The following is a 26,023-nucleotide window of genomic DNA, read 5'->3' on the forward strand; positions in this document are numbered from 1 at the left end:
ACATCGCCCCCTATTTTTGTCCGCTGTATATTTGATCAAATAATCCGCCATCATCAAAAAATCTTTTCTGCGCTTTTCTCCACCCGCCAAACGCTTGATCAATCGTCACCATATCAATCTTTTTAAACTGGTCTTTATATTTGTTTAAGACTTCTGGATTTCTAGGACGATAATAGTTTTTCGCCGCAATTTCCTGCCCTTTTTTAGAATATAAATAATCTAAATAAGCCTTCGACACTTTCTCTGTTCCTTTACGTTTCACATTTTGATCTACGACCGCAACAGGCGGCTCCGCTAGAATACTAATCGATGGGGTGACAATTTCAAATTTGTCTTTGCCTAGTTCGTGCTGCGTTAAATAGGCTTCATTCTCCCATGCAATTAACACATCCCCAAGTCCGCGTTCAACAAAGGTCGTTGTGGCTCCGCGTGCACCTGAATCAAGGACTTCGACATGTTCATATAGCTTTTTGACAAAATCCTTTGTTTTTTCTTCATTCCCATGAAATGTTTTATCGGCGTAGGCCCATGCAGCTAAGTAATTCCATCTCGCACCGCCGGACGTTTTCGGATTTGGCGTAATGATGGACACACCTGGCCGAATCAAGTCGTCCCAATCTTTAATATTTTTGGGATTCCCTTTCTTCACAAGAAACACAATGGTCGATGTATACGGTGTTGACTGATTTGGAAATTCTTTTTGCCAATCTTTTGAAAGCAGTCCGCGATCTGCAATCGCATCAATGTCATACCCTAAAGCCAGTGTTGCCACATCTGCCTCAAGTCCATCAATAATCGATCTTCCCTGCTTTCCTGATCCACCGTGAGACTGCTTGATCGTGACATCCTCACCTGTTTTGTCTTTCCAATACGTCTGAAAGGCTTGATTGTATTCCTGATACAATTCACGTGTAGGATCATACGAAACATTTAACAGCTCAACCTTTCCCTTTTGCTTTGAAGCTTCGTTTGCGTTTGAGCATGCAATACTCGTCACAGCCAAGACGAATATAATGGTCACGACCCAGATCCATTTCCACTTTTTCATGTTATCCCGCTCCCCCGTTATCAAAAATAGTGACACCAACCTTGCCGTTTCATACGCAAAAAAGACCCTTAGCCACCTGAAATACATCACAGTCCTGTACTTCAAATTGCCAAGAGCCTTCGGTTGTCCGATCAGCTATGTATGATTGATGTTAGCCTATATATTATTCAAACTATTCACAGGTGTCAACTCTGTTTTTTCATTTAAACAAAAAAAGAAACGCCATCTTGAAGAAGCGCTTCTTTTCCCGGGAAATGGTTTTAATCGGCAGAAAGCTTTAAATTGACACCAACAGCGGTTCCATTTCTCGAGGAGTCAGCTACTCCAGTAAATGTCCCTGCTTTTCGATCAATGAGTAAAGCTTGCACATTTCCTATATCAATAGGTGAACTGCCAAAACGATGACCCATATCATTTAGCTTCGTTCTCACATCAAGGGGAACTCCTACTTCGTAACGGTAAGAAGTTGTACTGTTTGTATAAATCCGCGGCTCTTCCACCGCATCTTGCAGCTCCATGTCGTATTCAAGCAAGTTTAGGATAGTTTGTGAAACAGAAGCAATAATAGTCGTTCCACCAGGTGAGCCCACAGTCATGACCGGCTCGTTATCTTTGAATATGATGGTTGGAGTCATACTGGATAATGGACGCTTATTCGGCTGGACTTCATTTGCTCCGCCTGGTCTTGCGTCAAAATCTGTTAGTTCATTGTTTAAGAAAAAGCCATATTCCGGAACAAGGATCCCTGTACCAAATAACTGTTCAATGGTTGTTGTGAATGACACGACATTTCCCCACTGATCGGCAACAGTAAAATGAGTGGTCTCGCCAATGGTTTTATCTTCTGGCTGCGGGACAATTGGGGATGGATTTTTTTCCTCCTCATACGCCCATGGATCTCCTTCTTTCGGGTTTTTGTTCATTTGATCTAATTGAATGAGAGAAGCTCTTTTTGAAATGTAATCATCGTCTAGTAGTCCTTTTAGTGGAACATCTACGAATTCGGGGTCGCCTGCATATGCAGCACGGTCAGCATAGGAGAGATGCATTGTTTCAGCTAGCAGCTGATATTTTTCGAATGATTTGGGGTCATATTGTGATAGATTGAAGTGATCTAGTATTTTGAGTATTTGCAGCATAAACACACCGCCTGAGCTTGGTGGAGGCATACTGGCAAGCTGGTATCCTTTATAGTCCCCCCAGATAGGCTTGTCAGTCTTGACCTCATAACGACCGAGGTCATCAGTTGTCATCGTCCCGCCAAAATCTTGGACTGTCTTTGCAAATGCTTTTGCTACTTTTCCTTCATAAAATGCTTTGCTTCCTTTTTTTGCAATGAGCTTAAATGTTTTCGCAAGACCTGGCTGTACAAGCAGATCGCCTTCTTTGAGCGGCTGATCATCTGGAAGAAAGATTGGCGCTGCGGCCGTTTTTTTCAGCTTTTCTTGATGATCTTCAATGGCTTTTGCCAGAACAGAATCGATTTCAAATCCATCCTCTGCAAGCTGAATGGAAGGCTCAATCAATTCCTTCATCGAACGGGTTCCCCACTTATCTAATGCTGCTTCGAGACCTTTTACTGTCCCTGGAACACCAACCGCATTACCGTGTGTGGACCGCTCAGCAAATGGGATGACTTTTCCCTCATCCGTTAAAAACATGTCAGGTGTTGCGCCCTGTGGTGCTCGTTCTCTACTATTGATGATGGATGTTTCTTTTGTCTTTCCATCATAAACCATCATAAAACCACCGCCGCCAATTCCAGACATCATTGGCTCTGTCACATTCAGTGCGTACTGGATGGCAACAGCAGCATCCACTGCGTTTCCACCTTTCTTCAATACATCAGCACCTACTTCTGATGCCAGCGGGTGAGCAGTAGCCACCATGCCATCTTTACCAACAGCTACTTTACTCCCATGAGATTCGTTCGCATTGACTTGGCTGACAGGCAGAAAAAACGAGAAAACAAACAGACATATGGACAAAACAGTTAGAGAAATGCGTTTCATGAACAACACCCCTTCCATATTCTTACTTTGACCTTACCGACTTCTTGACCAGAATACAATAGATTATTCTAAAATTTCAAAAATTTTCATCCTATCATCCTACATTTTCCAAATCAAACATTGTTTTTCAAAACATATGACGCACTCACTCATTAGGAATAAAGACACATCATTTCCAACGATTCAGCTTCAAGGTATAATAAACACAACAAAGAGGGGGAAAAACATTGAACAACAAATGCAGATTATTTTGGGAAGACTATTGGAAAGAGAAACCAGAAAAAGCACCTGCTGACGCGTTTGTTTCGGCGTGGGCATTCGGCTCAGATCCTGATCATTTGCTTGATCTTGTAAAGCAAGGAAAAAAAACAGCCACTTGTTCTGGACACCTTTTTTATGAAAAGGAACAGGAGCCGCTTCCACAACCCGGACAATATGCGGTCATTTTGGACAGCCAAGAAGAGCCAAAAGCCATCATTGAAATTACACATGTTGATGTCATGCCAATGAATGAAGTCCCCGTATCATTTGCACAAGCAGAGGGTGAAGGCGACTTATCTTATGACTATTGGTACAGAGAACATAAAGAATTTTTCACAGAAGCACTCCAATCATACGGTTTAGAATTCAAAGAGGATATGCTTCTTGTTTGTGAACGGTTTAAGCTGATTCATTCAGCTTCTTAGCCTTTAAGCGGCGCCAAATATGGCCCGCTTTTTTCGTTGCTTTTCCCCTTTTAGAAAAAGGTGTGTTGAGATCACATCTTTAGGTCAGAATAAGATCAAATAGAAAAAGTGAAGAAATTTTCGACTACACCTGTTTTTTTTCGACAAAAGAATATATAATTATTTGATGTGTGCATTGTCTCATTTATACAATGGAGGGTTTTTACATGTTAAAAAGGAAAAAAGACAAGTTTTCCGTCTTGTTAACGGAAATTGCTAAAAATTTAGATGAAACTGCTGAGTATTTTGTTAGCTATAAAGTAACAAATCAAACCACTCTGAAAGAATTTTCTGACACATTGAAGGAATATGAGACAAAAGGTGATAATCATGTTCATACCATGATTAAAGAGCTGAACAAAGCCTTTATTACACCGATTGAACGTGAAGACATTCTTCAATTGACGAATAGCCTCGATGATGTTTTAGATGGAATTGAGCATTTTTCCGCAACATTAGAAATTTACTCAATTACAAGCTCTGACGAACATATCGACAAATTCAGCCACTACATCAGAGAGTGTGCGAAAGAAATTTTAATCACAATTGATCTACTAGCTGAAAATCGCTTGAAAGATATTCATCCGCACGCAATCAAGATCAAAGAGATTGAACATAATTGTGACAATCTTCATCGTAAATCATTAAAGAACTTGTTTGGAAAAGAAACAGATCCAATTAAAGTGATTCAATACAAAGAAATTTACGAAACACTTGAAGAAATCGCTGATTCCTGTCAAAGTGTTGCCAACAATCTAGAAACAATCATTATGAAGAATGCGTAACGGGGTTAGTTAAACATGGACACATTACTCATCCTTACCATACTTATTGTCATTTGTGCACTTGCTTTTGATTTCATTAACGGGTTCCACGATACAGCAAATGCCATTGCGACTTCAGTTTCAACGAAGGCATTAAAGCCTAGACATGCAATCATCATGGCAGCGTTCATGAACTTCTTAGGAGCAATGACATTTACAGGTGTGGCAAAATCCATTACAAAAGATATCGCAGATCCATTTACACTTCAAAACGGCTCTGTTGTGATCTTGGCTGCTTTAATTGCGGCCATCACATGGAACTTGCTTACTTGGTATTACGGGATTCCGAGTAGTTCTTCACATGCATTAATCGGATCAATTGCAGGAGCGGTTATTGCCTCTGCCGGTTTTGGCGCTTTAAACTATTCGGGATTCATTAAAATCATTCAAGCACTTTTGCTTTCACCTATCCTAGCTTTCGTATTGGGATATATCGTGTATACCATTATCAAAATTATATTTAGAAACAACAATCTCGCAAAAACAAATAAACAATTCCGACGTGTTCAAATTTTAACGGCTGCACTGCAATCGTATACCCATGGGACAAACGATGCGCAAAAAGCGATGGGAATTATTACGATGGCTTTAATTGCAGGTAATTTGCATACAACAGACGACATTCCTTTCTGGGTACAATTCTCTTGTGCGCTTGCAATGGGACTCGGTACTTCTATCGGCGGCTGGAAGATTATCAAAACAGTCGGCGGTAAAATTATGAAAATTCGTCCAGTAAACGGAGTATCTGCCGACTTAACGGGTGCAGCTATTATCTTCGGTGCGACGTTTATTCACTTACCTGTTAGTACGACTCACGTTATCTCGTCTTCTATTCTAGGTGTAGGTTCTGCACACAGAGTCAAAGGGGTTAACTGGGGTACGGCAAAACGTATGCTTGTCACTTGGGTGATTACATTACCGATTTCAGGAACTCTAGGAGCTCTTATATACTTTGTGTTAAATGCGATTCTCTAATATCAAAGACCTGTCTAACAGGTCTTTTTTTATTTGCCCGCACACTTAAAACCCTTTTCCTGCAGGACATTTTTTCATGAAGCAGGGTTTCCAATCATATCCATAGAAATAAACAAGTATTCATCTGTCTATGGGAGAGAAGAACATGCTATTATTTTTTCAATTGACTGTATGGTTATTGCTAGGTGCTCTTGCAGTGTATGTATTTGCAGTTTGGCGCTTTGAACAAAAAGTAAAAGAAAAGATGTTTGCCATTCGTAAAACGTGGTATTGGATTTATGTAGCGGGTGCTGTTGTGTACTGGACAAATGACCCTTCTTCTATCTTCACCGATTGGATGCACTACTTGATCATTGCCGTATTTTTCGCATTAACCGATGCCTTCATCTTTCTTAGCTCCTATATTAAGAAACTCGGAAATCATGAGCTGGAAACCGACACCCATCAACTCCTTGAACAAAATAACGATCTGCTTCATTCTTACCTCAATAAACTAAAAACGTACCAATACCTATTGAAAAATGAACCGATCCATGTATATTATGGAAGTGTAGAGGCATATATAGAGGGAATTGAGCGGCTGATTTATTCTTTTGCCGACAAGATGAATATTCAAGCGGTGCTTTGTCCATACGATATGCAGGAACAAAAAGACGACCTGCTTCGGACACTTGACCAGCGGGCTCTTATTCAGGCGAAGCTTGACAGGCAGGAAGTATATTACGATGATTTCGGTCATTTGGTGCTCATCCCATTTTCTGTAGCAGATGCTCATTTTGTCATTAAGCTCACCTCCGATGAGATTGTCACGGAGTTCGACTATTTATTAATGACATCACTTACAACAATTTATGACCTAATCTTGCCTGACGAAGAGGAAGGTGATGAAGATGGACCACGCACTTCAAGGGGATAACAACAATCCTAAGAAAAACCCTTTTAAGATTTTAAAGAAAAAACGCCATATCAGTATGGCCGATTATAAGGTAAGCCCCCATACTGAGCGAATTTTCAAAAAGAATGAACAGCTTCTGGATGAGTATAAAAATAAAAAGGCTTGATTACACTAAAGGACGCGGAACGAAATCCGCGTCCTGCTTCCATTTTCACATAGACTTGCATACAATACACTATACGCTGCAACGATTGAGGTGCCAAAATGAAAAAGAAAATCAAACAACTGAGGTATGTTCAGTTTGCTGAATATCAGCCGTCCCCATATACGAAGCGTTTAATTGAAAAAAGTGAAACAGCCATCCAATCATACAAACAGAAACACTCACTGATTTAACAGTTTAAGCAGCTTCTCCTTCGTTTTAGGACCGTATATCCCATCACTTGTCAGACCGTTCACCAGCTGAAAGCGCGCTACGGCATTCGCCGTTTTTTCTCCGTAAACACCATCGATGCCTTTATCTGCAGCCGATTTATCAGGGTAAAAATAAACAGCAGCAAGCGCTTTTTGGACGAGGCGTACGTGCTCTCCCTTCGTTAGAGGCGAAGTCACCTTTAAAATCCCATCTGGCAGCTCATACATCATTTTTCCATCATTTCGATAAATTTTGAGAACCTGTCCAATTTGAATCTTGTTCGGGTCGCTAATGTTATTCCACTTCTGAAGATCTTGAACTGTGACGTCATGAGCTTTGGCAATACTCGTTAACGTATCCCCGCTTTTGACAACATACGTGATGACCGTCTCAGGCTCTCCTGCCGTTTCAATTCCTTTTTTAAATTCATCCCATGTAGCGAGAAGCAGACGCGGACATGTTTTTCCAGACCAGTGCTGATGTGTGACCACATTCGCTAGTGGAATATGATGCTCTTTCAGCAGCTTTTGAATGAGCCATTGTGCATGTTTGACCGCTTGCTGGAAATTCCCATCTTCATTTTCACAAATTTCAATGCCGATCGACTTTCTGTTCCCATTTCCATTTCCGTCCCCTGCATGCCAGCCATTTTCATTTAACGGCAGATGCTGAAAGATTTCATGATCATCCACTGTAAAGTGCCAGCTTTCCGCTGTCGTTGGGCGTTTCACATATGCCGCATGACTTTTTGCATCCGCTCCCTTTGACGTGTTTGCTGTGTTATGCACCGTCACATACATCGGTGTCATGGCGTATCCTGGGCGGTTCCCGTTTCCAACTGGAATAAAATCTTGATAAATTTCTACCATGTTCTGCACTCCCTTTTGCTAAATTGAATTGATCTTTCTCATCCATTGGTGGCGTTCGTAAGACAACTTGTGTTTGTTTTAGTGATAAGACTATGGTAAAATTTGAATTCAATCCACTCTTTTTAGTAATGGAAAACGCAAAAATGAAGAAAAAAACAGGAATTAATTCCATTTTTCCTTGATTTTATGTTAAAATTATTAAAAATAAACCGATATTAAAAGTAAGTAATAGCTTCATTAGCTATTTAGTCCTATATGGACTTTTCTTTTACGCCAAAAACAGAACATACGTTTGCTTGGAGGTTTTTAAATGACTGGTTTTTTAACCCATTTAGAAGAAGAGATTAAGCGGTTATATGCCAAATTACAAATAAGCGGTCCTGCTTATAGAGACATGCAAAGGATCGCTTCTGAATTTCATGTATGGGTCCACTATGAGGATACTGGCAGCATGATGATCAAACATCAAGGTCTTTACAGTATTATATTAAACAGATCTCTATCGTCAGAGGAACAATGGCAGGATTTTGCCCACGAGCTTTGTCATGTGCTGAAGCATGCAGGCAATCATTTCAAGATGCACAAACTCTTTCGAGAACTGCAAGAGTTTCAGGCTAAACAATTCATGTATCACTTTTGTGTGCCGACCTTTATGCTGATGCAAATGAAGCTTCCAAACCTTCGGCAGCAAGCCATTTTGCACATTGCGCAAACATTTCACGTCACCTGGGCTTTCGCTGAAAAGCGGCTCACCTTGTTCGAACAGCGGAAAGCAGGCATTCGCTTCCAACAAGAGTTTACATCTTATTTAATGAAAGCAGAGAAGGTTGCGGAAAAAGAAGCTGTTTATCAAACGTAAGCCTCTTCTGCATAGGACGAAAGGGTTTATCCATAAAGATTTAATACTTGCTTGAGTACATTTGTGTACCGATAAAATTGCTCATTTTGCGTTTCACGGCGATAGCGCCGTCTGAAGTCTTGAAAGAATGCTCTTCTTTGCGCCTGACTGATTTCAAGTTGTACACTTTTTCCGGTCAGACATTGATTATTAATATTGTGAGGATGTGTACCAGAATAGCGATCAGATTCAGATAGCAGCACTGCGGGAAATCCATTAAGCGTTAAACGTTTCACTGTTTCTGCCGCTTTTTCTCTGTCTGTCCCGCCCACTAATGTTTGAAGCACCTCCGTTTCCCCGTAACCATGGAGCGCAAACGTGTAATGATGGGCATGCACTAGAGAAAGGCAGACCGGCTCATTGAAACGTGTGCTTGTAATATGAAGCACATGATTGCCTTTCACTTTAAGGCCTTCAAATAAATACATAGAATCATCACTTGCGATTTCATGAATGAGCTCACTAACGCCAGATTCAATTCCCCCAGCATGAGGGGACAAAACCAAAAGCTGATCTCCTTTCCGCTCGTGAAGAATTTGATAGTCGATTCCCTCTCTTTCATGAGCGGCAAGCTCTTCATAACTTTGATATGTATCAATGATTTGCGTCATTCCATCTTCCCCATTTCTCTATATGAGCATAAGTCTACTGATCTTAAATTCTTTTGTAAAGGGAGTTCGCATGACCTATCGACTTAATACATCCTTAAATTTTCCTTATCTTTTCGGCTATCTGTTGAATTTTGAGAAAAAATGACCGATAATTGAAATGAATAGAACTTTTGGACTATATGAATCTTTTTGTATTCTCTCTCATAAATTAGAAATATTGTGATCTACATCTGGAGGAATTCATGTTAAAAAAGAAAACCACCATCACCTTTGTCATCTTAATCCTTAGCTTCGCTTGCATCATTTACTGGAAATGCTTTTCTCTTCAAGGCGTATCTCACGGAACCTTTATCCGCTCGATGACATCACCTGACGGAACATATATCATCAACACCTATCGACATAGCGGAGGGAAACTAAAGGAGAACGCAGTTAGAGCAGAAATTGAAAACAAAATCACCCACCGAAAGAAAACGATTTACTGGAAATACCCTGATAAAGACCCTCTCATCAAATGGAAAAATGGACAGCTTGTTCAAATTGGGCATGAATTTTTAAATGTGGTAAAGGGAGAAACATACGATTATCGCTTTGACCGTAACAAAAGAAAATAGCGTATCAAAAAAACGAATCCCTTTTGGATTCGTTTTTTACGTTGACATCACATGCTGCATGAATTCTTTCATTTCTTTACTTACGCTCGTCAGTCGTTCCACAATTTCACTAAACTCTGTCACAAGTAAAGCCTGCTCTGATGATGAACCTTTCATATGATCCATACTCTCAAGTAATGTATGTATATTAGAGGAAATCCCTTGCAGTGAACTTTCAATATTTTCTGTTGCACGTGAAGTTTCACTTGAAAGCTTTTGAACCTCACTGGCTACAACACTAAATCCAGCCCCCTCTTTTCCTGCCCTGGCTGCTTCGATTGACGCATTCAATCCTAGCAAACTCGTTTGTTTCGAAATGCCCTTAATCATTTTTGTAATATCAGATGTTTTTTTCGAGCTTTCAAGTGTTTGCTGCGTTTGTAAGGTCATTTCCTCACTTGTCGCAGAAAGCTCTTCTGAATGTGCCGCCACCACATGGACCTTTTCTTGAATACTTTGAATGATGTCATTTAATGACTCCATATATGCTTCAAGCTCTAATTGATTTTTAAGTGGAAAACCTAAAGCGAGTGCGCCGATCACTTGTTGGTTTTCATCAAAAATTGGCAGACCCATTGCATTTAACGGTATTCCGTAAACCGATTCAGGGACAAACATACTTGATGTCTCACCTCTGAGCGCTTTTTTCATATTTAAATCATCTGGTTTAATGAGTTCTCCAGCACGAATTTGAAAATCCACATCTTTCGATGGCAAATACAGCAAGAATTTCTCTCGATCAATGACACCCATCGTCACTTCGTTTTTTAAAATCTGCATCATATAAGGTGCTGCTGTCACAATACTCTGTAGTATATCCAAATTCTCTACCCCCTTATATAGTTTATCGGTCGTTCTTCTTAAATTAATAGTTACTTTTTAAAATAATCATGATGATTAGAAGAAATTCTTCATATTTACGAGTAAAAAGAAGTACTTTCCTTTCTATATTCAAACGTATATTTGCTATAATTAATGAATCAACATATGATGAAATGGTCATGTAACCATTTTGTGTATTCATTGGAGGCGCATGTTGTGACACAACCCATGAAATATGAGCGGGCAATCGTCATTGGTGGAGGTATCACCGGGATGCTCGCTGCAAAAGTTTTATCAACGTTTTATGATCAAGTTTTGATTATTGAAAAGGATGAACTGCCAGACTCTCCTGAGAATCGTCTTGGCACTCCTCAAGCCTTTCATCCACATAGAATGCTGCCACTTGGCAAGCAAATCGTTGAACGTCTATTCCCTGGTTATACAAAAGAGTTACTGGCAATGGGCGGATTTAATACAAGGGATCAAACCTCTCGATTTATCACAAAAGATGGCGAATTAACGCTCACTGATACAGAAGAAACTGCCGTCACAAGACGCGCGATGCTAGAGTGGGTGCTGATGCAAAGAATGGTAAAAGAGGACCGTGTGCAGTTTTTAGATAAACATGAAGCCATCTCTCTTCAGTTTATAGAGGGAACTAATCAAGTCATGGGGCTTATCGTGAAGGACCGGCAAGTAAAACCTGGCAGCCTTCATGAAATGAAAGCAGACTTAGTGATCGATACGTCTGGAAGAATGTCTAAGTTGCCAAAATGGTTGAAAGACGCTGGATTAACCTTGACACAGACTGATGAGTTAAGTGTGTTTCTAGGCTACAGCACAAGATATTATCAAATACCATCAGGTGCGCCATCCCTGCAATCAATGGTTGTAGTTGGCCAGCCAGACAAGCAAATCCCAACAGGACTGTTTGAACGGGTTGATCATGATTTAGTAGCTGTGCTTCTTTCTGCAGCTGGCGGTTCACATTATCCAACAACGGAGGCAGATCAATTTGATTCAGAAACCGCTGCACTGACCCATCCAGCGATAGCAGAAGCCATCACCCATTTAACGCCCTTTACAAAACCAAAAGGATTTAGAGTTCCTTCTTGCTTGAGACATCACTATGAACACATGCAGGATTGACCAAGTGGATTATTGGTGATGGGCGATGCCTTGTGTACGTTAGATCCCATTCATGGACAGGGCATGACAAAGGCTGCCCTCGAAGCACAAACACTTCACCGTATGCTCAAACAAGCACAAAAAAATGAGCGGCTGTCTTTTGAAAAGGACACATTACAACAAATGCAGCAAGCGAGTGAACTTGGCTGGTGGCTTTGTGCAATTGCTGATATGGCGTGGGACGGTGTCGAGTTAAAAGGAGAAACAACCATCCCCCACTTGACGTTCGTACAGGAATTTTTAAATCGCTACGTACAATACGCCATTGTCACAAAACAGGCTAAACGACTTGAAGCGTATCACCGGATGCATTCTTTCTTAACAGAACCGAGAGAAATCATCAACTTAGAACAGCTGCACGACATGATTCAAGCTGACCCCTCTGGAGAAACAGCCGAATGGTGGAAGCAATGGGAGCAAAAGAACGATGAAGGCAACCGAGCTTTTTTCCATGAAGCGGTTCCTGACTTCCGTCTAGAGCACTTTCTGTCATTAAATTGAATCAAAAAAGCCCCTTTAAGGGGCTTTTTCATTAACGTAATAATTGAAGTACGTTTTGCGGCTGTTGGTTTGCTTGAGCTAACATTGCTTGAGATGCTTGAGAAAGAATGTTGTTCTTTGTGAACTCACTCATTTCTTTCGCCATGTCAACGTCACGAATACGAGACTCAGCAGCTGTTAAGTTTTCAGCAGAAGCACCAAGGTTATTGATTGTGTGCTCTAAACGGTTTTGGACTGCACCAAGAGCTGAACGCTGTTTAGATACAGCGCCGATTGCTGCGTCGATTTTTGCTACTTCGGTGTCAAAGTTAAAGCCTTCTTCATTAACTACAATATCTTTTACAGTTAAAGTTTCTGCATCCATTTTGCCAATCTGTACGTTGATATTTTGCTCAATGTTTGCACCAATTTGAAATTGGAATCCTTCCTCAACGCTACCATCCAACAGATTCTTTCCGTTAAATGCTGTACGCTGAGAAATACCATCAATTTCATCCACCAAAGCAGTGAGTTCTTCTTGAATAGCTGTTAAATCTTCTGTTTGTTGAGTACCAACGTTACCCGCTTGAACTGTCAATTCACGCATACGTTGAAGAATCGCATGTGTTTCAGTTAATGCACCCTCAGCTGTTTGAATAAGAGAAATACCATCTTGTGCGTTTTTAGACGCCATTTCTAATCCGCGGATTTGTCCACGCATTTTCTCAGAGATGGCAAGACCTGCTGCGTCATCTCCTGCACGGTTGATTCGAAGACCAGAAGAAAGCTTTTCCATGTTCTTTTGCCCTGCTCCATTGTTTGCAGACAAACGGTTTAATGTGTTAAGTGCTGCGATATTGTGGTTAATTCTCATGTTAAATGACCTCCGTGTGTTTGAACCAATTGGACGTCCTTATCCAAAAGTTCTAAATTAGAATTTTTTTGTAAGCCTTACAATCCATTTATCGAACTTTAATGGAATATGTTTAACAAAAAAGGAATAAATAAGGATAAAGTCTCATTCACTATGATCGTTTCGCTAGAGTATGCCAAATTTAAAGGTCATTTTTCATGATTTATAATAGGGGGTTAAGAATCATAAGACTGGAGAAAACGCGAAGAAAAAAGCATAAAAAAAGCCCCATAAAGGGGCCTGTCATTAACGTAGTAATTGAAGTACGTTTTGTGGCTGTTGGTTCGCTTGTGCAAGCATTGCTTGAGACGCTTGAGAAAGAATGTTGTTCTTCGTGAACTCACTCATTTCTTTCGCCATGTCAACGTCACGGATACGAGACTCAGCCGCTGTTAAGTTTTCAGAAGATGCACCAAGGTTGTTGATTGTGTGCTCTAGACGGTTTTGGACCGCACCAAGTTTAGCACGTTGAGATGAAACTTGGTTGATAGCTGAATCAACAATTTTTAGTTGAGTGTCAAATCCAACATCTGTTGCATCTGCTGCATTAGTTGCAAAGGCTGTTACATCTAAATCTTTAATTGATTGGTTTGCAACGATACCACCAGTTCCATTATCAACACCTAATGCATCTGCACCCATATCTTGGATGTTCACTTTGATTTGTTGGGTTGCATTAGCTCCAATTTGGAAAACTAAAGATGGGTCAGTATTTACTGGTGGGGTAGAAGCTTTAAAAGCACCATTTAAAAGTTTTTTACCATTGAATTCTGTGCGATCAGAAATACCATCAATTTCTTCAATTAAAGCATCCATTTCGTCTTTAATTGCCGTTAAGTCTTCACCTTGCTGTGTACCAGTGTTTCCAGCTTGAACGACAAGCTCACGAACACGTTGAAGGATTGAGTGAGTTTCAGTCAATGCACCTTCAGCTGTTTGGATAAGAGAGATACCGTCTTGTGCGTTTTTAGATGCCATTTCTAAACCGCGGATTTGTCCACGCATTTTCTCAGAGATTGCTAGACCTGCTGCGTCATCTCCTGCACGGTTGATTTTAAGACCAGAAGAAAGTTTCTCCATGTTCTTTTGGCTTGCACCGTTGTTTGCAGACAAACGGTTTAATGTGTTAAGTGCTGCGATATTGTGGTTAATTCTCATTTCCTATTACCTCCATGTATTTGGGACCTGACAGACGTCCTTGTCTAAAAAAAGTCCTTTATTCTAGGGCTTATCAACCCTGACAATTAAAATATCGGTTTATTCCAAAGGATGTTTAGCTTAATTTAAGATTAATTTATTAATTTATCTGTCTAAATTCACAATTCTGTTTAATACCTTACTCCTAAATTTTATTAAAAAATTAAATGTTATCCATATTTTTTAATTAATAAATACAAAAAAGCCCCATAAAGGGGCCCGTTATTAACGTAGTAATTGAAGTACGTTTTGTGGCTGTTGGTTCGCTTGTGCAAGCATTGCTTGAGACGCTTGAGAAAGAATGTTGTTCTTCGTGAACTCACTCATTTCTTTCGCCATGTCAACGTCACGGATACGAGACTCAGCAGCTGTTAAGTTTTCACCAGAAGCACCAAGGTTGTTGATTGTGTGCTCTAGACGGTTTTGGACTGCACCAAGCTTAGCACGTTGAGCAGATACTTGGTTGATTGCAGAATCAACAATATTTAATTGCTCATCAAAACCGCCCGCAGCAGTAGCAGCTACATCTGCAAATTTAGTCACATCAATGTCTTTAACACTTTGACCAGCAACAATTACTCCAGCATTTTTTGCACCAATTGCATCCGCACCCATATCTTCGATATTAACATCAATTTGTTGAGTTGCGTTAGCACCAATTTGGAAAGTCAAACTTTTAGTAGTTGCAGGATCACCAGTATCTTTAAATGTACCATCCAACAATTTTTTACCGTTAAACTCTGTACGGTTTGAGATACCGTCTACTTCTTCTTGTAGAGCTTTAATCTCATCTTGGATTGATTGAAGGTCAGTACCTTTATCTTGTGTACCAGTGTTTCCAGCTTGTACGACTAGTTCACGAACACGTTGAAGGATTGAGTGAGTTTCAGTCAATGCACCTTCAGCTGTTTGGATAAGAGAGATACCGTCTTGTGCGTTTTTAGAAGCCATTTCTAATCCGCGGATTTGTCCACGCATTTTTTCAGAGATGGCAAGACCTGCTGCGTCATCTCCTGCACGGTTAATTTTAAGACCAGAAGAAAGCTTCTCCATGTTCTTTTGGCTCGCACCGTTGTTTGCAGACAAACGGTTTAATGTGTTAAGTGCTGCGATATTGTGGTTAATTCTCATTTCCTATTACCTCCATGTATGTGGGACCTGACAGACGTCCTTGTCTGAAAAAAGTCCTTTATTCTAGGGCTTATCAACCCTGACAATTCTATTATCGGATGTGTTTATAGGATGTTTAGCAGATTTTTTAAAAAATACCGCATTTTTTTCATGACGTTGATCCTAATTTTAACAATTTTATCAAAATAAAAGCTGCTGATCTATTATCAGCAGCTTTACAATTTATGAATATCAGTATTGTTTGATATCAAACATTAAGATATTTTGGTACACGACGTAATCCTTCTTACTTGTGAAAGGTCCTTTATTATGTTCATCATTGATTTCATAGAAATTCATCCCAATTCCAAAACTTCTTTCTTTATACCAGTTAAAAAAATCGTTGATTTCTTTCATTGAAAGCAAATAATCCTTTTGAAGCCCATTTATCATCGTAATTGAAAGTATACCTTTTGTTGCTTCTTCACCAGGTTTTGTTCCGTCTTGATCCTTTGGTTCTTCGGTTGTGCCGTCACCTGGCTTTGTTCCGTCTTGATCTTTTGGTTCTTCGGTTGTGCCGTCACCTGGCTTCGTTCCGTCCTGATCTTTCGGTTCTTCAGTTGTGCCGTCACCTGGCTTTGTCCCGTCCTGATCTTTTGGTTCTTCGGTTGTGCCATCATCTGGCTTTGTCCCGTCTTGATCTTTCGGTTCTTCGCTTGTTCCATCACCTGGTTTTGTTTCATCCTGATCCTTAGACACTTTTTGAAGATCTTTTAATGAAATTGAGATTACAGATTTAAAATTGTTTTTGACAGAATAACTACCAATTGATTCAGCATAATCTCTTCCACCAATAACATATAATTGATCATCAGCAATAACTGCCACAGATCCAACTCTACCTTCAGGGATTTCATATAAAGAATCTTGGACTTGACTAGTTTGTGGATCAAATATCTGGACTTGTTTTAATAATTTACTCGATCTATCTCCAATTCTCTGACCACCAATCATAAATAATTTATGATTGTATGTCGCATATGCAGCTTCATAAGCAAAAGAATTTAATTGAATATCCTTTAAGCGTTGCCACTTCCCTAGCGTCATATCATATTCTAAAATATCTTTATCATTCGTTCGGCTAACATTAGCCTCACCACCAGCAATGTATAACTTTCCATTTATCTCTGCAATACTTCTCCCTTGACGAGAAGTTAATTGAGAATTATCTAAGCTTTCCCACTCTCCACTTACCGTATCATAGGAGTAAAAATTTACTTGAGAGCTTGATAAAGATGCCACTATAAAAATTTTTTCTCCAACTGTAACTGCTCTTAAGGAACCATTTATATAGGATGTATATATAAATTTCTCAGGCATCTGAATCGGTTCTTCTGTCCATTGATCTAGTTCCGTATCATAAACATCGATGGTTTTGTGAACTGTTTTAGTTGTATCAGTAAGACCGCCAATAACATAGATTTTTTTACCTACTGTTGCGTAGGCAGCTCCTGTTCTTAATCTAGGCATACTTGCTTTTTCTGACCACAAATCAGTTTTAGGATCATACATATATGTCGAATTGTTGAATTTAGACTGCTGACTTGCTCCACCGAATACATATATTTTCCCCTCAACTACTCCTACACTTGCTCCGATACGCTCTTCCGGTAAGTCCGCTCGCTTCGTCCACCCATTTGTTTCAGCAGCATGAGCTTTTAACGGATGAATTGTGACCATCATAAAAATGGTCAAAAGCACTAAGAATAAACCTTTTTTCATTATTTCATTCCTCCAAATCTTAAATATCCCTCCTTTTATCGACATATTTGTAATAAAATTTAATTTTTATCATTGTACACCAGAACAAATATCCTCAAATTGCACCTGTTATTTACCCTCACACATACATCACCGGCGTTGATATTTTAATAATCTTTCCGCCTCGACGGTAAAATCTTGGGACGCGGCGGCTTAAGGTGGCGATGACTTCGTAGTTGATCGTATTGAGCATTTCGGCGATTTCATCGACAGAAATTTCTCCGCCCTTTTGACGGCCGTAAATAACAACTTCTTCGCCTTGCTTTGCTTTCATTTCTCCTAAACTGATCATCGTCATATCCATGGTGACGCGGCCAGCAATCGGCATTCGTTTTCCACGGAAAAGCATAAATCCTCGATTGGATAATGCTCGTGAGTACCCATCTGCATAACCGATTGGTATGGTTGCTATTACTTCATCAGGTTTTGCTACATAGGTTGCCCCATAGCTGACGGTCCTTGGCTTTGTCACCATTTCCTTCACGAATGCAATCCTTGCTTTTAAACTGAGAGCGGGCTCCAGCTTAACAGCGTCTAAACTCTCAATGTATTGCGAAGGGTACAGTCCATATAATCCGATGCCGAGCCGAATCATATCTGCGCTAAATTCAGGAAATGCGATGGCAGCCGCTGTATTGTTCATATGTACTGTCGGCAGTGTAATGCCTTGTTTTTTTAAGAAACGAAGAAAATCAATAAAAATGCTGTGCTGCAGCAGTGTGAAATCAGGGTCAGGCTCATCCGCAGTGGAGAAATGCGTAAATATTCCATCCCACCTCAGGTTTTCACTCTTTTCAAGCGCCTCCACCACCTCTAACAGCTCTTCCTTTGTCCGTACACCTAATCGTCCCATCCCTGTGTCAACATTGACATGAATCCCAAGGCGATGCTGACTTTCTTCTTCCTCTAAGATCTCATTTGCTTGAACAATCCAGTCTTCTCGAAGGCCGGATAGGTCAATTCTCCAGGCTGCAGCCCTTTTCACACAGTCGAGCGGGGTAAATCCAAGGACCAGAATCGGTGCTTCAATTTTTGCTCTCCGCAATACAATGCCTTCTTCCAAGCTGGCAACCGCAAGCTCTGTCGCACCGCTTTCTAGTGCCTGCCTCGCTACTTCAACTGAACCGTGTCCATAAGCATTCGCCTTTACGACAGCCATGATCTTGCTTTTCCTTGGAATATGCGCTTGAATGGCTTCGATATTTCTTTTAATCGCGTCAAGATTGACCTCGATCCAGACTTCCCTGCAAAGCTTTTGCATGTATGTTTCCTCCAGTCATTTCGATATCAATGTTCGTTTTCGTGTCTAGTCTATCTTTATTCATTTTTGAGAAAAACATTCAACCGCAATGATTGAACCAGCTTTTGTCTTGATGGACATAAAAAAGAAACCACCTCAAATGGTGATTTCTTCTTTATGGGACAGTCATTTATTAAACCGCAGATTTCATCATTGAATCAATTTCATGATAAATCTCCTTCAGATTTTCTCGTTCAGTCAAATATTCGGCGTCACTCTTACGAACAGGCACATCAAAAGCCAGAAAGGTGAGCGTGATCGTTGATGATTCCTGATCATTCATAGTTAATCTCAATTCAAGTGTCGAGATCTCTTCATTATTATCACTCTCAACAGATTGTTCAATCGGCACACCATCTTCTAACATGTCAACTTGTTTCAACTCTTTCATGGAAAGCTCAGTAACATCAAACCTGAATTTTCGAGATGAGCTGCCAGGTTGATGTGTAATAAAGCGCATGACCTTTCGCACATCATCAATCGCAAAGCCTTTATCCACATTTTGCGAAAAGATGTATGTTGAAGCCTGAAAACCGTCTTCTTGAAAAAGCATCATCATTTTATCTAATAATATGTTTGGATCATTCTTTTCTTTTTGTCTTTGCAATCTACCAGCTATGAATAAAATGACCATTCCCCCGATGATGCTGAGAGCCGTCCCCAACCCATTCCCTACATCTACGAAAACAGTAAAGCCTAAAATAGCAACAATATAAGCGATTACAATACCTATGATAAATACCACACCGAGCTCCTCCTGTCATGAATCTTCATTGTTATATTGGTTTAGCCATAGTATATCTGGATTTTGATTGAAAAAAAATCTACTATAGACTAAACAGATACTACATTCATTTCACTTTTTAAATAGAAAGGATTTTTATGATGAACCTCTACACGACAGACGAAATCATTGATGCTCTTTTTAAAGCATGGTCTTCTCAATCTAGTTCAAAATGGAGTAAAGACAACCCGGCAAACGGACAATGTGGCGTCACTTCTTTAGTCGTACATGATCTTTTAGGCGGAAAAATAAACAAAACTGCATTACCCAATGGATGGCATTTTTACAACGTAGTGAATGGAACAAGAATCGACTTTACTTCTTCACAATTCTCTGAGGAAATCGTTTATATGGATGTACCTTCAAATCGAGAAGAAGCATTTCAAGATACGAATGAGGATCAGTATCGTTATTTAAAGGAGCGAGTCGTAGAATATTTAAACATATATTATCATGAAAACAGACCATAAGAGGTCTGTTTTCATTGCAGTTCGATAAAGTGTTTAAAAGATAGGTAGTAAGAACTCACACACGCCTTCTTCTTCTCTATATCGCTCTATGATAGGTTCCTGACGCATGTTCAATTGATTGTTTTGGATCATTTGGGGCAATTGTCTCCAGAACAAATTCACTTTTTCGGTTGTATGTGTCACTGTAAACACAGCATACGTTCCCCCTTCAAAATGACCAGTCTGAACCATTTGATCTTTTGAGAAATCTCTATTTGTCATAAGCATGAGATCGTATCTGCATCTTTCTGATGTTATTTTCTCAGGATCATCTTGAAGAACACCATATATACCATATTCCTTTAATTCATCATTTAAATGATGTTGCTTGATCCATTTTTTAAATCTCTTCATCATCTCAAAATTCTCTTTGCTGCCATATGATCCTATATTTCTCATATACACCATTTTCATATTCGTTAACATTTCAATTTTGTCATTCATGATTTCCCTCCAATTTTTATTGGAAGACTGGCCAATCATTCCTTACAACCAACGGTAACATCCTTTAAAATATAATGCAGTAGGATATTAAAAATAATTGAATGTATGATGGAAAATACATATTTTTTCAAGATTTGAATCTTTAAAATAAAAAAGAACGGACAACGGCCGCTCACTTTCTATTACGATTCATTTTTTTGAGGCTTAGCACATTGAAAACTAAAAAAGCCATTGAAAAGGCTTTTTTAGTTTAAGCAAAATAACCGATACTAGATGTATGTCCTCTTTGGGCTTCATTATGGATATCGTTTGACGAAACATAGCTAAAAGCACCTAACACACTGACAATTATAAATACGGTTGCTACTGACTTAAATTTCATAAAGACAGTCTCCCCTTTTAATTTGGTGTTGGAAATATAGAATCTTCTCATAAAATTCGTTTGAGCGTTCTATATCTCCTGCTTTATTATAATGCTTCGCTGCATCTTTCGCTAAATCTTCAAGATTTGCAAAAAAAGACTTTGATTCCAAATAAGCCATTGACTCTGTTATACGATTCACATTGTTATCTATATATAGTGATTTCAACATAATGAATGTATTTATAAAAATATCATCCTTTAATTTTTCAGCTAATTCAAACCCATAGTTTAATGCATATAAACCTAAATCACTCTGATCATTTTTAAAGTATGATTTTGTCAACATGACCAGCGGATCAAGAATTTTGTTTAAATGCTCATAACCTTGTTCTTTAAACGAATGAATAGATTCATTAAAATATTTAATTGCCATTGAAAGGTCGTTATGATGAAAATAACTCAACCCTAAATTATAGAGTGCTGATCCTTTTAATCGTTTTGTTGAGTTGTCGGCGGCTTTTTCTAGTGCGTGTTGAAAATGGGGTATTGCTTTTTCGGGGCAGCCCATATCTATATAGTTCAATCCGATTACAAAAGAACATTGTATTTCTCTTACAGTGTATGTATCTTTTTCTCGATAACATTCTATCGCCTGTGCGATATGGTGCATGGACATGTGGGTTTGTTTCATGTGGTAATAGATTTCAGCCATCTTGTAATTGAACTCGGCCCGTTCAATATCGTCACTGACAAGAGACAGCTTTTTTTCTGCCCGTTTATAGAAGGTAATCGCATTTAGGTATTCATAGTTTTCAAATTCATACATGCCGTAGAAAAAATTGAAGTAATACTCGAGTAATCCTGTTAATTTCTCTTGGTCCCTTTTGATCTTCATTGCGAGCTCCTTGAAGTTGGCCCGCTCTTTCCCATTTTCTAAAGGATTCAAGTAATCAAGCATTAATTTATGTCTGAACTCCATGAGTGAGAAATACAATAATAAATCTTGATTTTCTTCCATATGATCAAGCATTGATTTGATTTCCTCTTTATATGCTTCGGCGTCCGGTACGTTAAATCTTTGAATATGATAATACCATTCATTGATTTTCAAACCGACGTGAGAAGAAAGCACTTTCTCCATCAGCCCCTACCCCTTCCTCTATTTTCCCTATAATGACATATATTATCATTTTATGAACCATTCGACACCGAAAAGAAACCGCAAAAAAGCCCTATAAAGGGCCCTGTGAATGATAAGATAAAAAGACTTCTATTCATAAATAAGCACCCAGTATTCCGCCCCAGGTTCTCCTTCTTCTACAACAGCCTTCCACCCTCTTTTTTGATAAAAAGATAAAGCTTTGTGATTTTCGGAGACGCATTTGAGGGTGACCGGTGTTCCCAAAACTTTTATCGCTTGTTTGAGCAGCAGATCGCCTGCCCCTTGGCCCGCAGTTTCTGGATGTACAAACAAGAGGTGAATAAAACGATCTGGTACATATAGAGAAATGAAGCCGAGGATTTTATTGTTCTCCTCAGCTAAGAAAATTTGCTCTTCCTGCGTATCTTGATCAAAATCTTGCAGATTGAGTTCTTCTGGATTGAGCCAGTGAAAGCTCTGGCGTCGGGATTCTAAATAGATTTGTCTTAATTCTGGATAATCTTCTATGCTTGCTTCTCTAATCAACATCGCAACATCCCCTATGTTTTTATTTGAATGTTAATTCTCCTCTAGAACGCGTTTTGCCTGCATTATCCCTGCCAGTAACAATTGATCACTGAAATGCGAATCATTGACAGCACGTGCAAGAGCGATTGTACCAATCATGCTGCTTACTAGTGCGTAACTCTTAGAGAGATCTATGTTTCCTGCATCAGCTATAAACATCATAAATCGTTTCAATTCATCTGTATAGGCTTTTTGTACCTCATGCGATAATTGAGAAATCTCCCCTGCGAGCGCAGGCAGTATACAACCGACCTCCGTCTGATCGCGGTGAACAGAACTTAAATAGAATTCAATGATCGTCTGAATTCGAGGCTGGTCTGCTTTCTTGTCTGCAACACTTTGCAGCAGCTTGATCGTATCATTAATAGCAAAATGAAAAGTCTCTATGACCAACTGATCCTTGTTCTTAAAGTGAGCATAAAACCCTCCATGAGTTAGACCTGCCCCTTTCATAATAAATGGCAAACTAATATTACGAATGCCATTTGTTCGAAATGCTCGTGCAGCACTTGCAATGATTTGCTCTCTCACTTTTGACTTATGACCTTTCGGATAAGGCATTTTCTCACTCCCCTCCTTCACTTTAACTCTTTCTAAGTGTATTTATCAAAATATTATATTCATCATATTATCATGTGTCAATTGACTGGAAACCATCTTTCCTCACTCAAATGGAATTGACTTCTCCAAAATATGATGACTATAATATATTATGAACATCATATTTTAAAAGCGGAGGTGCAAGAAATGATTCATTTAGAAACAGTAGATACATTAGTAATTGGATCAGGTCCGGGAGGCTACGTGGCTGCATTACGTTCAGCTCATCTCGGCATGAAGACAGCGATTGTAGAGCGTGATCAGTTAGGTGGAGTATGCACCCATGTAGGCTGTATCCCTTCTAAGGCGCTAATAGCAGAAGCAGAGCGGTTCAAACTCCGCACACAATGGGGTGGTTTTCAAGAAGGCGGCTCTTTCAAGGAAGCTCAAGCGTTCAAAAAAGCTGTTGTGGAAAAACAAGCGGGAGGCGTCCAATTTTTGTTAAAGTCAGCGGGAGTTACCATACTGGAAGGCGAGGCCAGCTTGATCGATCAGCATACAGCGGTCATTCAACATTCTGCAAAAGGTGAGAAGCGAATCAACTTCAAACACCTTATACTAGCAACCGGCTCCCGTCCAATTGAAATTAAATCACTCCCTTTCGGAGGTCGTATATTGTCTTCAACTGAAGCACTCTCCCTTCCCGAGACCCCTAAAAGCCTTGTCGTAGTTGGGGGCGGGTATATTGGTGTTGAACTAGGGCAGATGTTTGCAAGATTTGGAACAAAAGTCACCATCTTGGAAGGTGGCAATCAAGTATTGCCTGGCTTTGAAAGTGAACTTGTCTCGCCTGTCGTTCGTCAATTGAAAGAAGATAACATCACGCTGATTACAGGAGCAAACGTCACAGATGCCGAGCAGCATATGAGCGGAATTGATCTTCATTATGAGAAACAGAAAGAAAGCTACACGGTGAAAGCGGAATATGCCCTAATTACTGTCGGAAGAAAACCGAATACAGATGGAACATTAGGTCTTGATTCTATCGGGTTGTCTATTCCCCCTCACGGACGTATTGAAATTGATGAACAATGCAGAACATCCATCCCGCACATATATGCGATTGGTGATATCACCGAGGGTCCTGCTCTGGCTCATAAAGCTTCCTATGAAGCGAAGGTTGCAGCAGAGGCAATCGCTGGTAAACCTTCTATTATAGATTATAAAGCGATCCCACTTGTTGTTTTTTCAAGTCCAGAATTGGCGAGTGTTGGACTAAGCGAAACAGATTGCAAGCAACAATCCATTCCGACTGTCATTGGGAAAGCAATGTTCTCCATTAATGGCCGAGCGCTTGCATTAAAAGAACCAGAAGGTTTTGTGAAGATTGTAGCCCATGCTGAATCTGGTCTTATTCTAGGGGCACAAATCGTAGGTGCTGAAGCATCTACTCTTATATCAGAACTAGCACTCTCTATAGAAATTGGCGCTACAGCAGAAGATTTAGCAATGACGATTCATCCTCACCCAACATTAGGTGAAATGATCATGGAAGCTGCAGAAATGGCCACCCGTAAAGTTGAAAAATATCTTGCACGATAAATGGTTCAGGTGCAGCTTCTAAAAAAATAATCGCCATAGCCTATTTATTTAGGAATAGGCTATGGCGATTTCCATTGTGCAATTATATAAAAGAGCCGATCAATTGATCTTTAATTGGATCCCACTTCGCGTTTTTTACCGAGATTCATGGATAACTGAACGCCAATCATCAGCATGACGATGACAAGCATTGCCACAATGGAAGCATAAAAATGTCCGCTTAGATCGAAAACCAAACCTATGAAAAACGGACCGAATCCACCCACGATGTACCCGCCCATCTGCGACATCGCGGACCAGGTCCCAGCTTCCTCCGGAGTACTCGTCTCCATAATCGGGAGCATAAGCGCTAAAGGAAATAATCCACCTGCACCCATACCTAGGAAAATGACGGCTGGCAAGATCGGCATTGGCAGAAGAAGAATGATAAGCCCAATGAGTTCAGACAGACTGCATAAGATGAGAAATAATTTCGGTTTTCCTAATCGAGTAACGACCGCTGGAACGAGTAGTGCCACCGGTATCTGAATGAGTGTAAATATGGTCAGAAGCATGGCAGCATATTGCGGACTGTTTCCAAAGCTAAGAGCAATCGGTGAAATCCATGCCGTCAAAGAATAAAACATACTGGACATAAAGCCAAAGAACAAGGTGAATTGAATGGCCTTTTTATTTCTCAGCGGCAATTTTAACGGCAAGGTTACAAGGTCACTCTGCTCATATCTGCGAGCTAAACCTACCCATAGAATAAGGGCAATCACCCCTAGAATAGCCCAGCAGGACAATGCAAATGGAAGATGATGCTGACTGCGCAGATAAATCGGAATGGTGAAGCCGGAAGCGAGCGCTGCACCTATTGTCATCGAAATTGAATACACACTGACGATACCAGGATTTCTCGGGAAATATTTTTTAATAAAACTAGACAATAAAGGACCCGCAAAGCTAATCCCTATCCCTCCTGCAAACGCAGTCATGAGAAGGATAGCAACCGATTGGCTTGTACCACGCAGTGCGGTGGCAATCGTGATAAGCAGAATTGAGAAAAACAGCGTTCTTTCTAAACCAAAACGCCGGCTGAGTATCGTCGCAACAGGAGCAAATACCCCCATACAAAGTACAGGCAAAGTGGTCAAAAGACTTGCTGTCAGTGCGTTTACGCCAAGCTCCGATTGGATCATGCTCATCATGGAAGCTACGGAAGTAATGATCGGACGTAAGTTTAATGCCGCTAAAAATAAAGCGGCTAAATAATATATTTTTTTCATCAATACCCTTCTTTCTCTCTCATCTTG

The 26,023-nt window shown here is 39.9% G+C and carries 28 protein-coding genes; 12 read left to right on the forward strand and 16 right to left on the reverse strand.

Translation table 11 applies throughout. From position 1 onward, the window contains the following. Positions 1–10: 10 nt before the first annotated feature. Together EV579_RS03030 and ggt are read right to left on the reverse strand one after the other, a co-directional pair. Positions 11–1,048 (reverse strand): sulfate ABC transporter substrate-binding protein, encoded by a 1,038-nt coding sequence (locus EV579_RS03030; RefSeq protein ID WP_133743915.1) that lies wholly within the window; start codon positions 1,046–1,048, stop codon positions 11–13. A gap of 260 nt (positions 1,049–1,308) precedes the next feature. Next, positions 1,309–3,060, reverse strand: coding sequence for a gamma-glutamyltransferase (gene ggt, locus EV579_RS03035; RefSeq protein WP_133743916.1), 1,752 nt, complete (start codon positions 3,058–3,060; stop codon positions 1,309–1,311). 227 nt (positions 3,061–3,287) lie between these two features. Here ggt and EV579_RS03040 point away from each other — a divergent pair, with 227 nt between their 5' ends. The 6 genes from EV579_RS03040 to EV579_RS19055 all read left to right on the forward strand — a co-directional run bounded on the left by EV579_RS03040 (position 3,288) and on the right by EV579_RS19055 (position 6,875). Continuing rightward, the gene (locus tag EV579_RS03040) at positions 3,288–3,746 is read left to right on the forward strand and encodes an ASCH domain-containing protein (protein ID WP_133743917.1); all 459 of its coding nucleotides are present in this window, start codon (positions 3,288–3,290) and stop codon (positions 3,744–3,746) included. 206 nt (positions 3,747–3,952) lie between these two features. After that, on the forward strand, positions 3,953–4,570 hold the full coding sequence (locus EV579_RS03045; protein ID WP_024426775.1) for a DUF47 domain-containing protein: 618 nt from the start codon (positions 3,953–3,955) through the stop codon (positions 4,568–4,570). Between the two features lie 15 nt (positions 4,571–4,585). Beyond that, on the forward strand, positions 4,586–5,584 hold the full coding sequence (locus tag EV579_RS03050; RefSeq protein ID WP_017359158.1) for an inorganic phosphate transporter: 999 nt from the start codon (positions 4,586–4,588) through the stop codon (positions 5,582–5,584). Between the two features lie 145 nt (positions 5,585–5,729). Beyond that, on the forward strand, positions 5,730–6,500 hold the full coding sequence (locus tag EV579_RS03055; protein WP_024424960.1) for a type II toxin-antitoxin system SpoIISA family toxin: 771 nt from the start codon (positions 5,730–5,732) through the stop codon (positions 6,498–6,500). Next, the gene (locus EV579_RS03060) at positions 6,475–6,645 is read left to right on the forward strand and encodes a type II toxin-antitoxin system SpoIISB family antitoxin (protein ID WP_024424961.1); all 171 of its coding nucleotides are present in this window, start codon (positions 6,475–6,477) and stop codon (positions 6,643–6,645) included. The genes EV579_RS03055 and EV579_RS03060 overlap by 26 nt, the downstream gene beginning before the upstream one ends. A gap of 98 nt (positions 6,646–6,743) precedes the next feature. Further along, on the forward strand, positions 6,744–6,875 hold the full coding sequence (locus tag EV579_RS19055; protein ID WP_120207232.1) for a type II toxin-antitoxin system SpoIISB family antitoxin: 132 nt from the start codon (positions 6,744–6,746) through the stop codon (positions 6,873–6,875). Here EV579_RS19055 and EV579_RS03065 read toward each other — a convergent pair. Further along, positions 6,864–7,763, reverse strand: a complete 900-nt coding sequence (locus EV579_RS03065; RefSeq protein WP_133743918.1) for an N-acetylmuramoyl-L-alanine amidase — start codon at positions 7,761–7,763, stop codon at positions 6,864–6,866. The two genes, EV579_RS19055 and EV579_RS03065, sit on opposite strands and share 12 nt — an antisense overlap. Before the next feature lie 310 nt (positions 7,764–8,073). On the opposite strand from EV579_RS03065, the gene EV579_RS03070 reads away from it, so the two are divergent. Next, a complete protein-coding gene (locus EV579_RS03070) occupies positions 8,074–8,622 on the forward strand; it encodes an ImmA/IrrE family metallo-endopeptidase (RefSeq protein WP_133743919.1) in 549 nt (182 codons plus the stop codon). Between the two features lie 26 nt (positions 8,623–8,648). Here the strand turns inward: EV579_RS03070 and EV579_RS03075 are convergent, their stop codons facing one another. Further along, the gene (locus tag EV579_RS03075; RefSeq protein WP_103132237.1) at positions 8,649–9,272 is read right to left on the reverse strand and encodes a poly-gamma-glutamate hydrolase family protein; all 624 of its coding nucleotides are present in this window, start codon (positions 9,270–9,272) and stop codon (positions 8,649–8,651) included. Between the two features lie 242 nt (positions 9,273–9,514). On the opposite strand from EV579_RS03075, the gene EV579_RS03080 reads away from it, so the two are divergent. Next, positions 9,515–9,886, forward strand: coding sequence for a DUF5412 domain-containing protein (locus EV579_RS03080; protein WP_133743920.1), 372 nt, complete (start codon positions 9,515–9,517; stop codon positions 9,884–9,886). Positions 9,887–9,922: 36 nt separating this feature from the next. Here EV579_RS03080 and EV579_RS03085 read toward each other — a convergent pair whose 3' ends face one another. Further along, complete coding sequence (locus EV579_RS03085; RefSeq protein ID WP_034281469.1) at positions 9,923–10,747, reverse strand: methyl-accepting chemotaxis protein; 825 nt, start codon at positions 10,745–10,747, stop codon at positions 9,923–9,925. A gap of 216 nt (positions 10,748–10,963) precedes the next feature. On the opposite strand from EV579_RS03085, the gene EV579_RS19090 reads away from it, so the two are divergent. Together EV579_RS19090 and EV579_RS19095 are read left to right on the forward strand one after the other, a co-directional pair. Continuing rightward, complete coding sequence (locus tag EV579_RS19090) at positions 10,964–11,896, forward strand: FAD-dependent monooxygenase family protein (RefSeq protein WP_243837376.1); 933 nt, start codon at positions 10,964–10,966, stop codon at positions 11,894–11,896. A gap of 18 nt (positions 11,897–11,914) precedes the next feature. Further along, complete coding sequence (locus EV579_RS19095; protein WP_243837377.1) at positions 11,915–12,436, forward strand: hypothetical protein; 522 nt, start codon at positions 11,915–11,917, stop codon at positions 12,434–12,436. A 31-nt stretch (positions 12,437–12,467) separates the two neighbouring features. Here EV579_RS19095 and hag (EV579_RS03095) read toward each other — a convergent pair whose 3' ends face one another. The 6 genes from hag (EV579_RS03095) to EV579_RS03120 all read right to left on the reverse strand — a co-directional run bounded on the left by hag (EV579_RS03095) (position 12,468) and on the right by EV579_RS03120 (position 19,501). Then, positions 12,468–13,289, reverse strand: a complete 822-nt coding sequence (gene hag, locus EV579_RS03095; protein ID WP_025093449.1) for a flagellin Hag — start codon at positions 13,287–13,289, stop codon at positions 12,468–12,470. A 285-nt stretch (positions 13,290–13,574) separates the two neighbouring features. Continuing rightward, entirely contained in the window at positions 13,575–14,486 is a 912-nt protein-coding gene (hag, locus tag EV579_RS03100) for a flagellin Hag (RefSeq protein ID WP_133743921.1), read from the reverse strand. Between the two features lie 264 nt (positions 14,487–14,750). Further along, the gene (hag, locus tag EV579_RS03105) at positions 14,751–15,656 is read right to left on the reverse strand and encodes a flagellin Hag (RefSeq protein ID WP_081124282.1); all 906 of its coding nucleotides are present in this window, start codon (positions 15,654–15,656) and stop codon (positions 14,751–14,753) included. A 231-nt stretch (positions 15,657–15,887) separates the two neighbouring features. Then, the gene (locus tag EV579_RS03110) at positions 15,888–17,417 is read right to left on the reverse strand and encodes a Kelch repeat-containing protein (protein WP_073204834.1); all 1,530 of its coding nucleotides are present in this window, start codon (positions 17,415–17,417) and stop codon (positions 15,888–15,890) included. A 118-nt stretch (positions 17,418–17,535) separates the two neighbouring features. Next, entirely contained in the window at positions 17,536–18,717 is a 1,182-nt protein-coding gene (gene alr, locus EV579_RS03115) for an alanine racemase (protein ID WP_073204833.1), read from the reverse strand. A 172-nt stretch (positions 18,718–18,889) separates the two neighbouring features. Further along, positions 18,890–19,501 carry a hypothetical protein gene (locus EV579_RS03120; protein ID WP_073204831.1) on the reverse strand — a complete coding sequence of 204 codons (612 nt, stop codon included), beginning with the start codon at positions 19,499–19,501 and terminating at the stop codon, positions 18,890–18,892. Between the two features lie 140 nt (positions 19,502–19,641). Here EV579_RS03120 and EV579_RS03125 point away from each other — a divergent pair, with 140 nt between their 5' ends. Next, positions 19,642–20,010: a YunG family protein gene (locus tag EV579_RS03125; protein ID WP_133743922.1), complete on the forward strand. Its 369-nt coding sequence runs from the start codon at positions 19,642–19,644 to the stop codon at positions 20,008–20,010. A 33-nt stretch (positions 20,011–20,043) separates the two neighbouring features. Here the strand turns inward: EV579_RS03125 and EV579_RS03130 are convergent, their stop codons facing one another. From EV579_RS03130 to EV579_RS03145, 4 genes are all read right to left on the reverse strand, one after another. Further along, positions 20,044–20,493: a GyrI-like domain-containing protein gene (locus EV579_RS03130; RefSeq protein ID WP_133743923.1), complete on the reverse strand. Its 450-nt coding sequence runs from the start codon at positions 20,491–20,493 to the stop codon at positions 20,044–20,046. A gap of 371 nt (positions 20,494–20,864) precedes the next feature. Then, a complete protein-coding gene (locus EV579_RS03135; RefSeq protein WP_099663169.1) occupies positions 20,865–21,998 on the reverse strand; it encodes a Rap family tetratricopeptide repeat protein in 1,134 nt (377 codons plus the stop codon). Between the two features lie 129 nt (positions 21,999–22,127). Next, complete coding sequence (locus tag EV579_RS03140) at positions 22,128–22,547, reverse strand: GNAT family N-acetyltransferase (RefSeq protein ID WP_133743924.1); 420 nt, start codon at positions 22,545–22,547, stop codon at positions 22,128–22,130. A 30-nt stretch (positions 22,548–22,577) separates the two neighbouring features. Further along, the gene (locus EV579_RS03145; RefSeq protein WP_133743925.1) at positions 22,578–23,147 is read right to left on the reverse strand and encodes a TetR/AcrR family transcriptional regulator; all 570 of its coding nucleotides are present in this window, start codon (positions 23,145–23,147) and stop codon (positions 22,578–22,580) included. A 186-nt stretch (positions 23,148–23,333) separates the two neighbouring features. On the opposite strand from EV579_RS03145, the gene lpdA reads away from it, so the two are divergent. Next, positions 23,334–24,728: a dihydrolipoyl dehydrogenase gene (lpdA, locus tag EV579_RS03150; RefSeq protein WP_133743926.1), complete on the forward strand. Its 1,395-nt coding sequence runs from the start codon at positions 23,334–23,336 to the stop codon at positions 24,726–24,728. 110 nt (positions 24,729–24,838) lie between these two features. On the opposite strand, the gene EV579_RS03155 is transcribed toward lpdA, so the two are convergent. Beyond that, positions 24,839–25,996, reverse strand: a complete 1,158-nt coding sequence (locus EV579_RS03155) for an MFS transporter (RefSeq protein WP_133743927.1) — start codon at positions 25,994–25,996, stop codon at positions 24,839–24,841. Positions 25,997–26,023 lie beyond the last annotated feature (27 nt).

It is taken from the genome of Bacillus sp. BK450 (genome assembly GCF_004364885.1).
In the GTDB taxonomy this organism is placed as follows: Bacteria; Bacillota; Bacilli; order Bacillales; family Bacillaceae; genus Bacillus; species Bacillus safensis.

Bases quoted from the DNA above. Each gene is read 5' to 3' on its own strand.
- EV579_RS19095 (WP_243837377.1), top strand. From the start codon at position 11,915: ATGGGCGATGCCTTGTGTACGTTAGATCCCATTCATGGACAGGGCATG.
- EV579_RS03075 (WP_103132237.1), bottom strand. From the start codon at position 9,272: ATGACGCAAATCATTGATACATATCAAAGTTATGAAGAGCTTGCCGCT.
- EV579_RS03155 (WP_133743927.1), bottom strand. From the start codon at position 25,996: ATGAAAAAAATATATTATTTAGCCGCTTTATTTTTAGCGGCATTAAAC.
- EV579_RS03030 (WP_133743915.1), bottom strand. From the start codon at position 1,048: ATGAAAAAGTGGAAATGGATCTGGGTCGTGACCATTATATTCGTCTTG.
- EV579_RS03045 (WP_024426775.1), top strand. From the start codon at position 3,953: ATGTTAAAAAGGAAAAAAGACAAGTTTTCCGTCTTGTTAACGGAAATT.
- EV579_RS03140 (WP_133743924.1), bottom strand. From the start codon at position 22,547: ATGTTGATTAGAGAAGCAAGCATAGAAGATTATCCAGAATTAAGACAA.
- EV579_RS03125 (WP_133743922.1), top strand. From the start codon at position 19,642: ATGAACCTCTACACGACAGACGAAATCATTGATGCTCTTTTTAAAGCA.
- EV579_RS03110 (WP_073204834.1), bottom strand. From the start codon at position 17,417: ATGAAAAAAGGTTTATTCTTAGTGCTTTTGACCATTTTTATGATGGTC.
- EV579_RS03070 (WP_133743919.1), top strand. From the start codon at position 8,074: ATGACTGGTTTTTTAACCCATTTAGAAGAAGAGATTAAGCGGTTATAT.
- EV579_RS03055 (WP_024424960.1), top strand. From the start codon at position 5,730: ATGCTATTATTTTTTCAATTGACTGTATGGTTATTGCTAGGTGCTCTT.
- EV579_RS03145 (WP_133743925.1), bottom strand. From the start codon at position 23,147: ATGCCTTATCCGAAAGGTCATAAGTCAAAAGTGAGAGAGCAAATCATT.
- ggt (WP_133743916.1), bottom strand. From the start codon at position 3,060: ATGAAACGCATTTCTCTAACTGTTTTGTCCATATGTCTGTTTGTTTTC.
- alr (WP_073204833.1), bottom strand. From the start codon at position 18,717: ATGCAAAAGCTTTGCAGGGAAGTCTGGATCGAGGTCAATCTTGACGCG.
- EV579_RS03130 (WP_133743923.1), bottom strand. From the start codon at position 20,493: ATGAATGACAAAATTGAAATGTTAACGAATATGAAAATGGTGTATATG.
- hag (WP_081124282.1), bottom strand. From the start codon at position 15,656: ATGAGAATTAACCACAATATCGCAGCACTTAACACATTAAACCGTTTG.
- EV579_RS03065 (WP_133743918.1), bottom strand. From the start codon at position 7,763: ATGGTAGAAATTTATCAAGATTTTATTCCAGTTGGAAACGGGAACCGC.
- hag (WP_133743921.1), bottom strand. From the start codon at position 14,486: ATGAGAATTAACCACAATATCGCAGCACTTAACACATTAAACCGTTTG.
- hag (WP_025093449.1), bottom strand. From the start codon at position 13,289: ATGAGAATTAACCACAATATCGCAGCACTTAACACATTAAACCGTTTG.
- lpdA (WP_133743926.1), top strand. From the start codon at position 23,334: ATGATTCATTTAGAAACAGTAGATACATTAGTAATTGGATCAGGTCCG.
- EV579_RS03135 (WP_099663169.1), bottom strand. From the start codon at position 21,998: ATGGAGAAAGTGCTTTCTTCTCACGTCGGTTTGAAAATCAATGAATGG.
- EV579_RS03050 (WP_017359158.1), top strand. From the start codon at position 4,586: ATGGACACATTACTCATCCTTACCATACTTATTGTCATTTGTGCACTT.
- EV579_RS03080 (WP_133743920.1), top strand. From the start codon at position 9,515: ATGTTAAAAAAGAAAACCACCATCACCTTTGTCATCTTAATCCTTAGC.
- EV579_RS03060 (WP_024424961.1), top strand. From the start codon at position 6,475: ATGGACCACGCACTTCAAGGGGATAACAACAATCCTAAGAAAAACCCT.
- EV579_RS19055 (WP_120207232.1), top strand. From the start codon at position 6,744: ATGAAAAAGAAAATCAAACAACTGAGGTATGTTCAGTTTGCTGAATAT.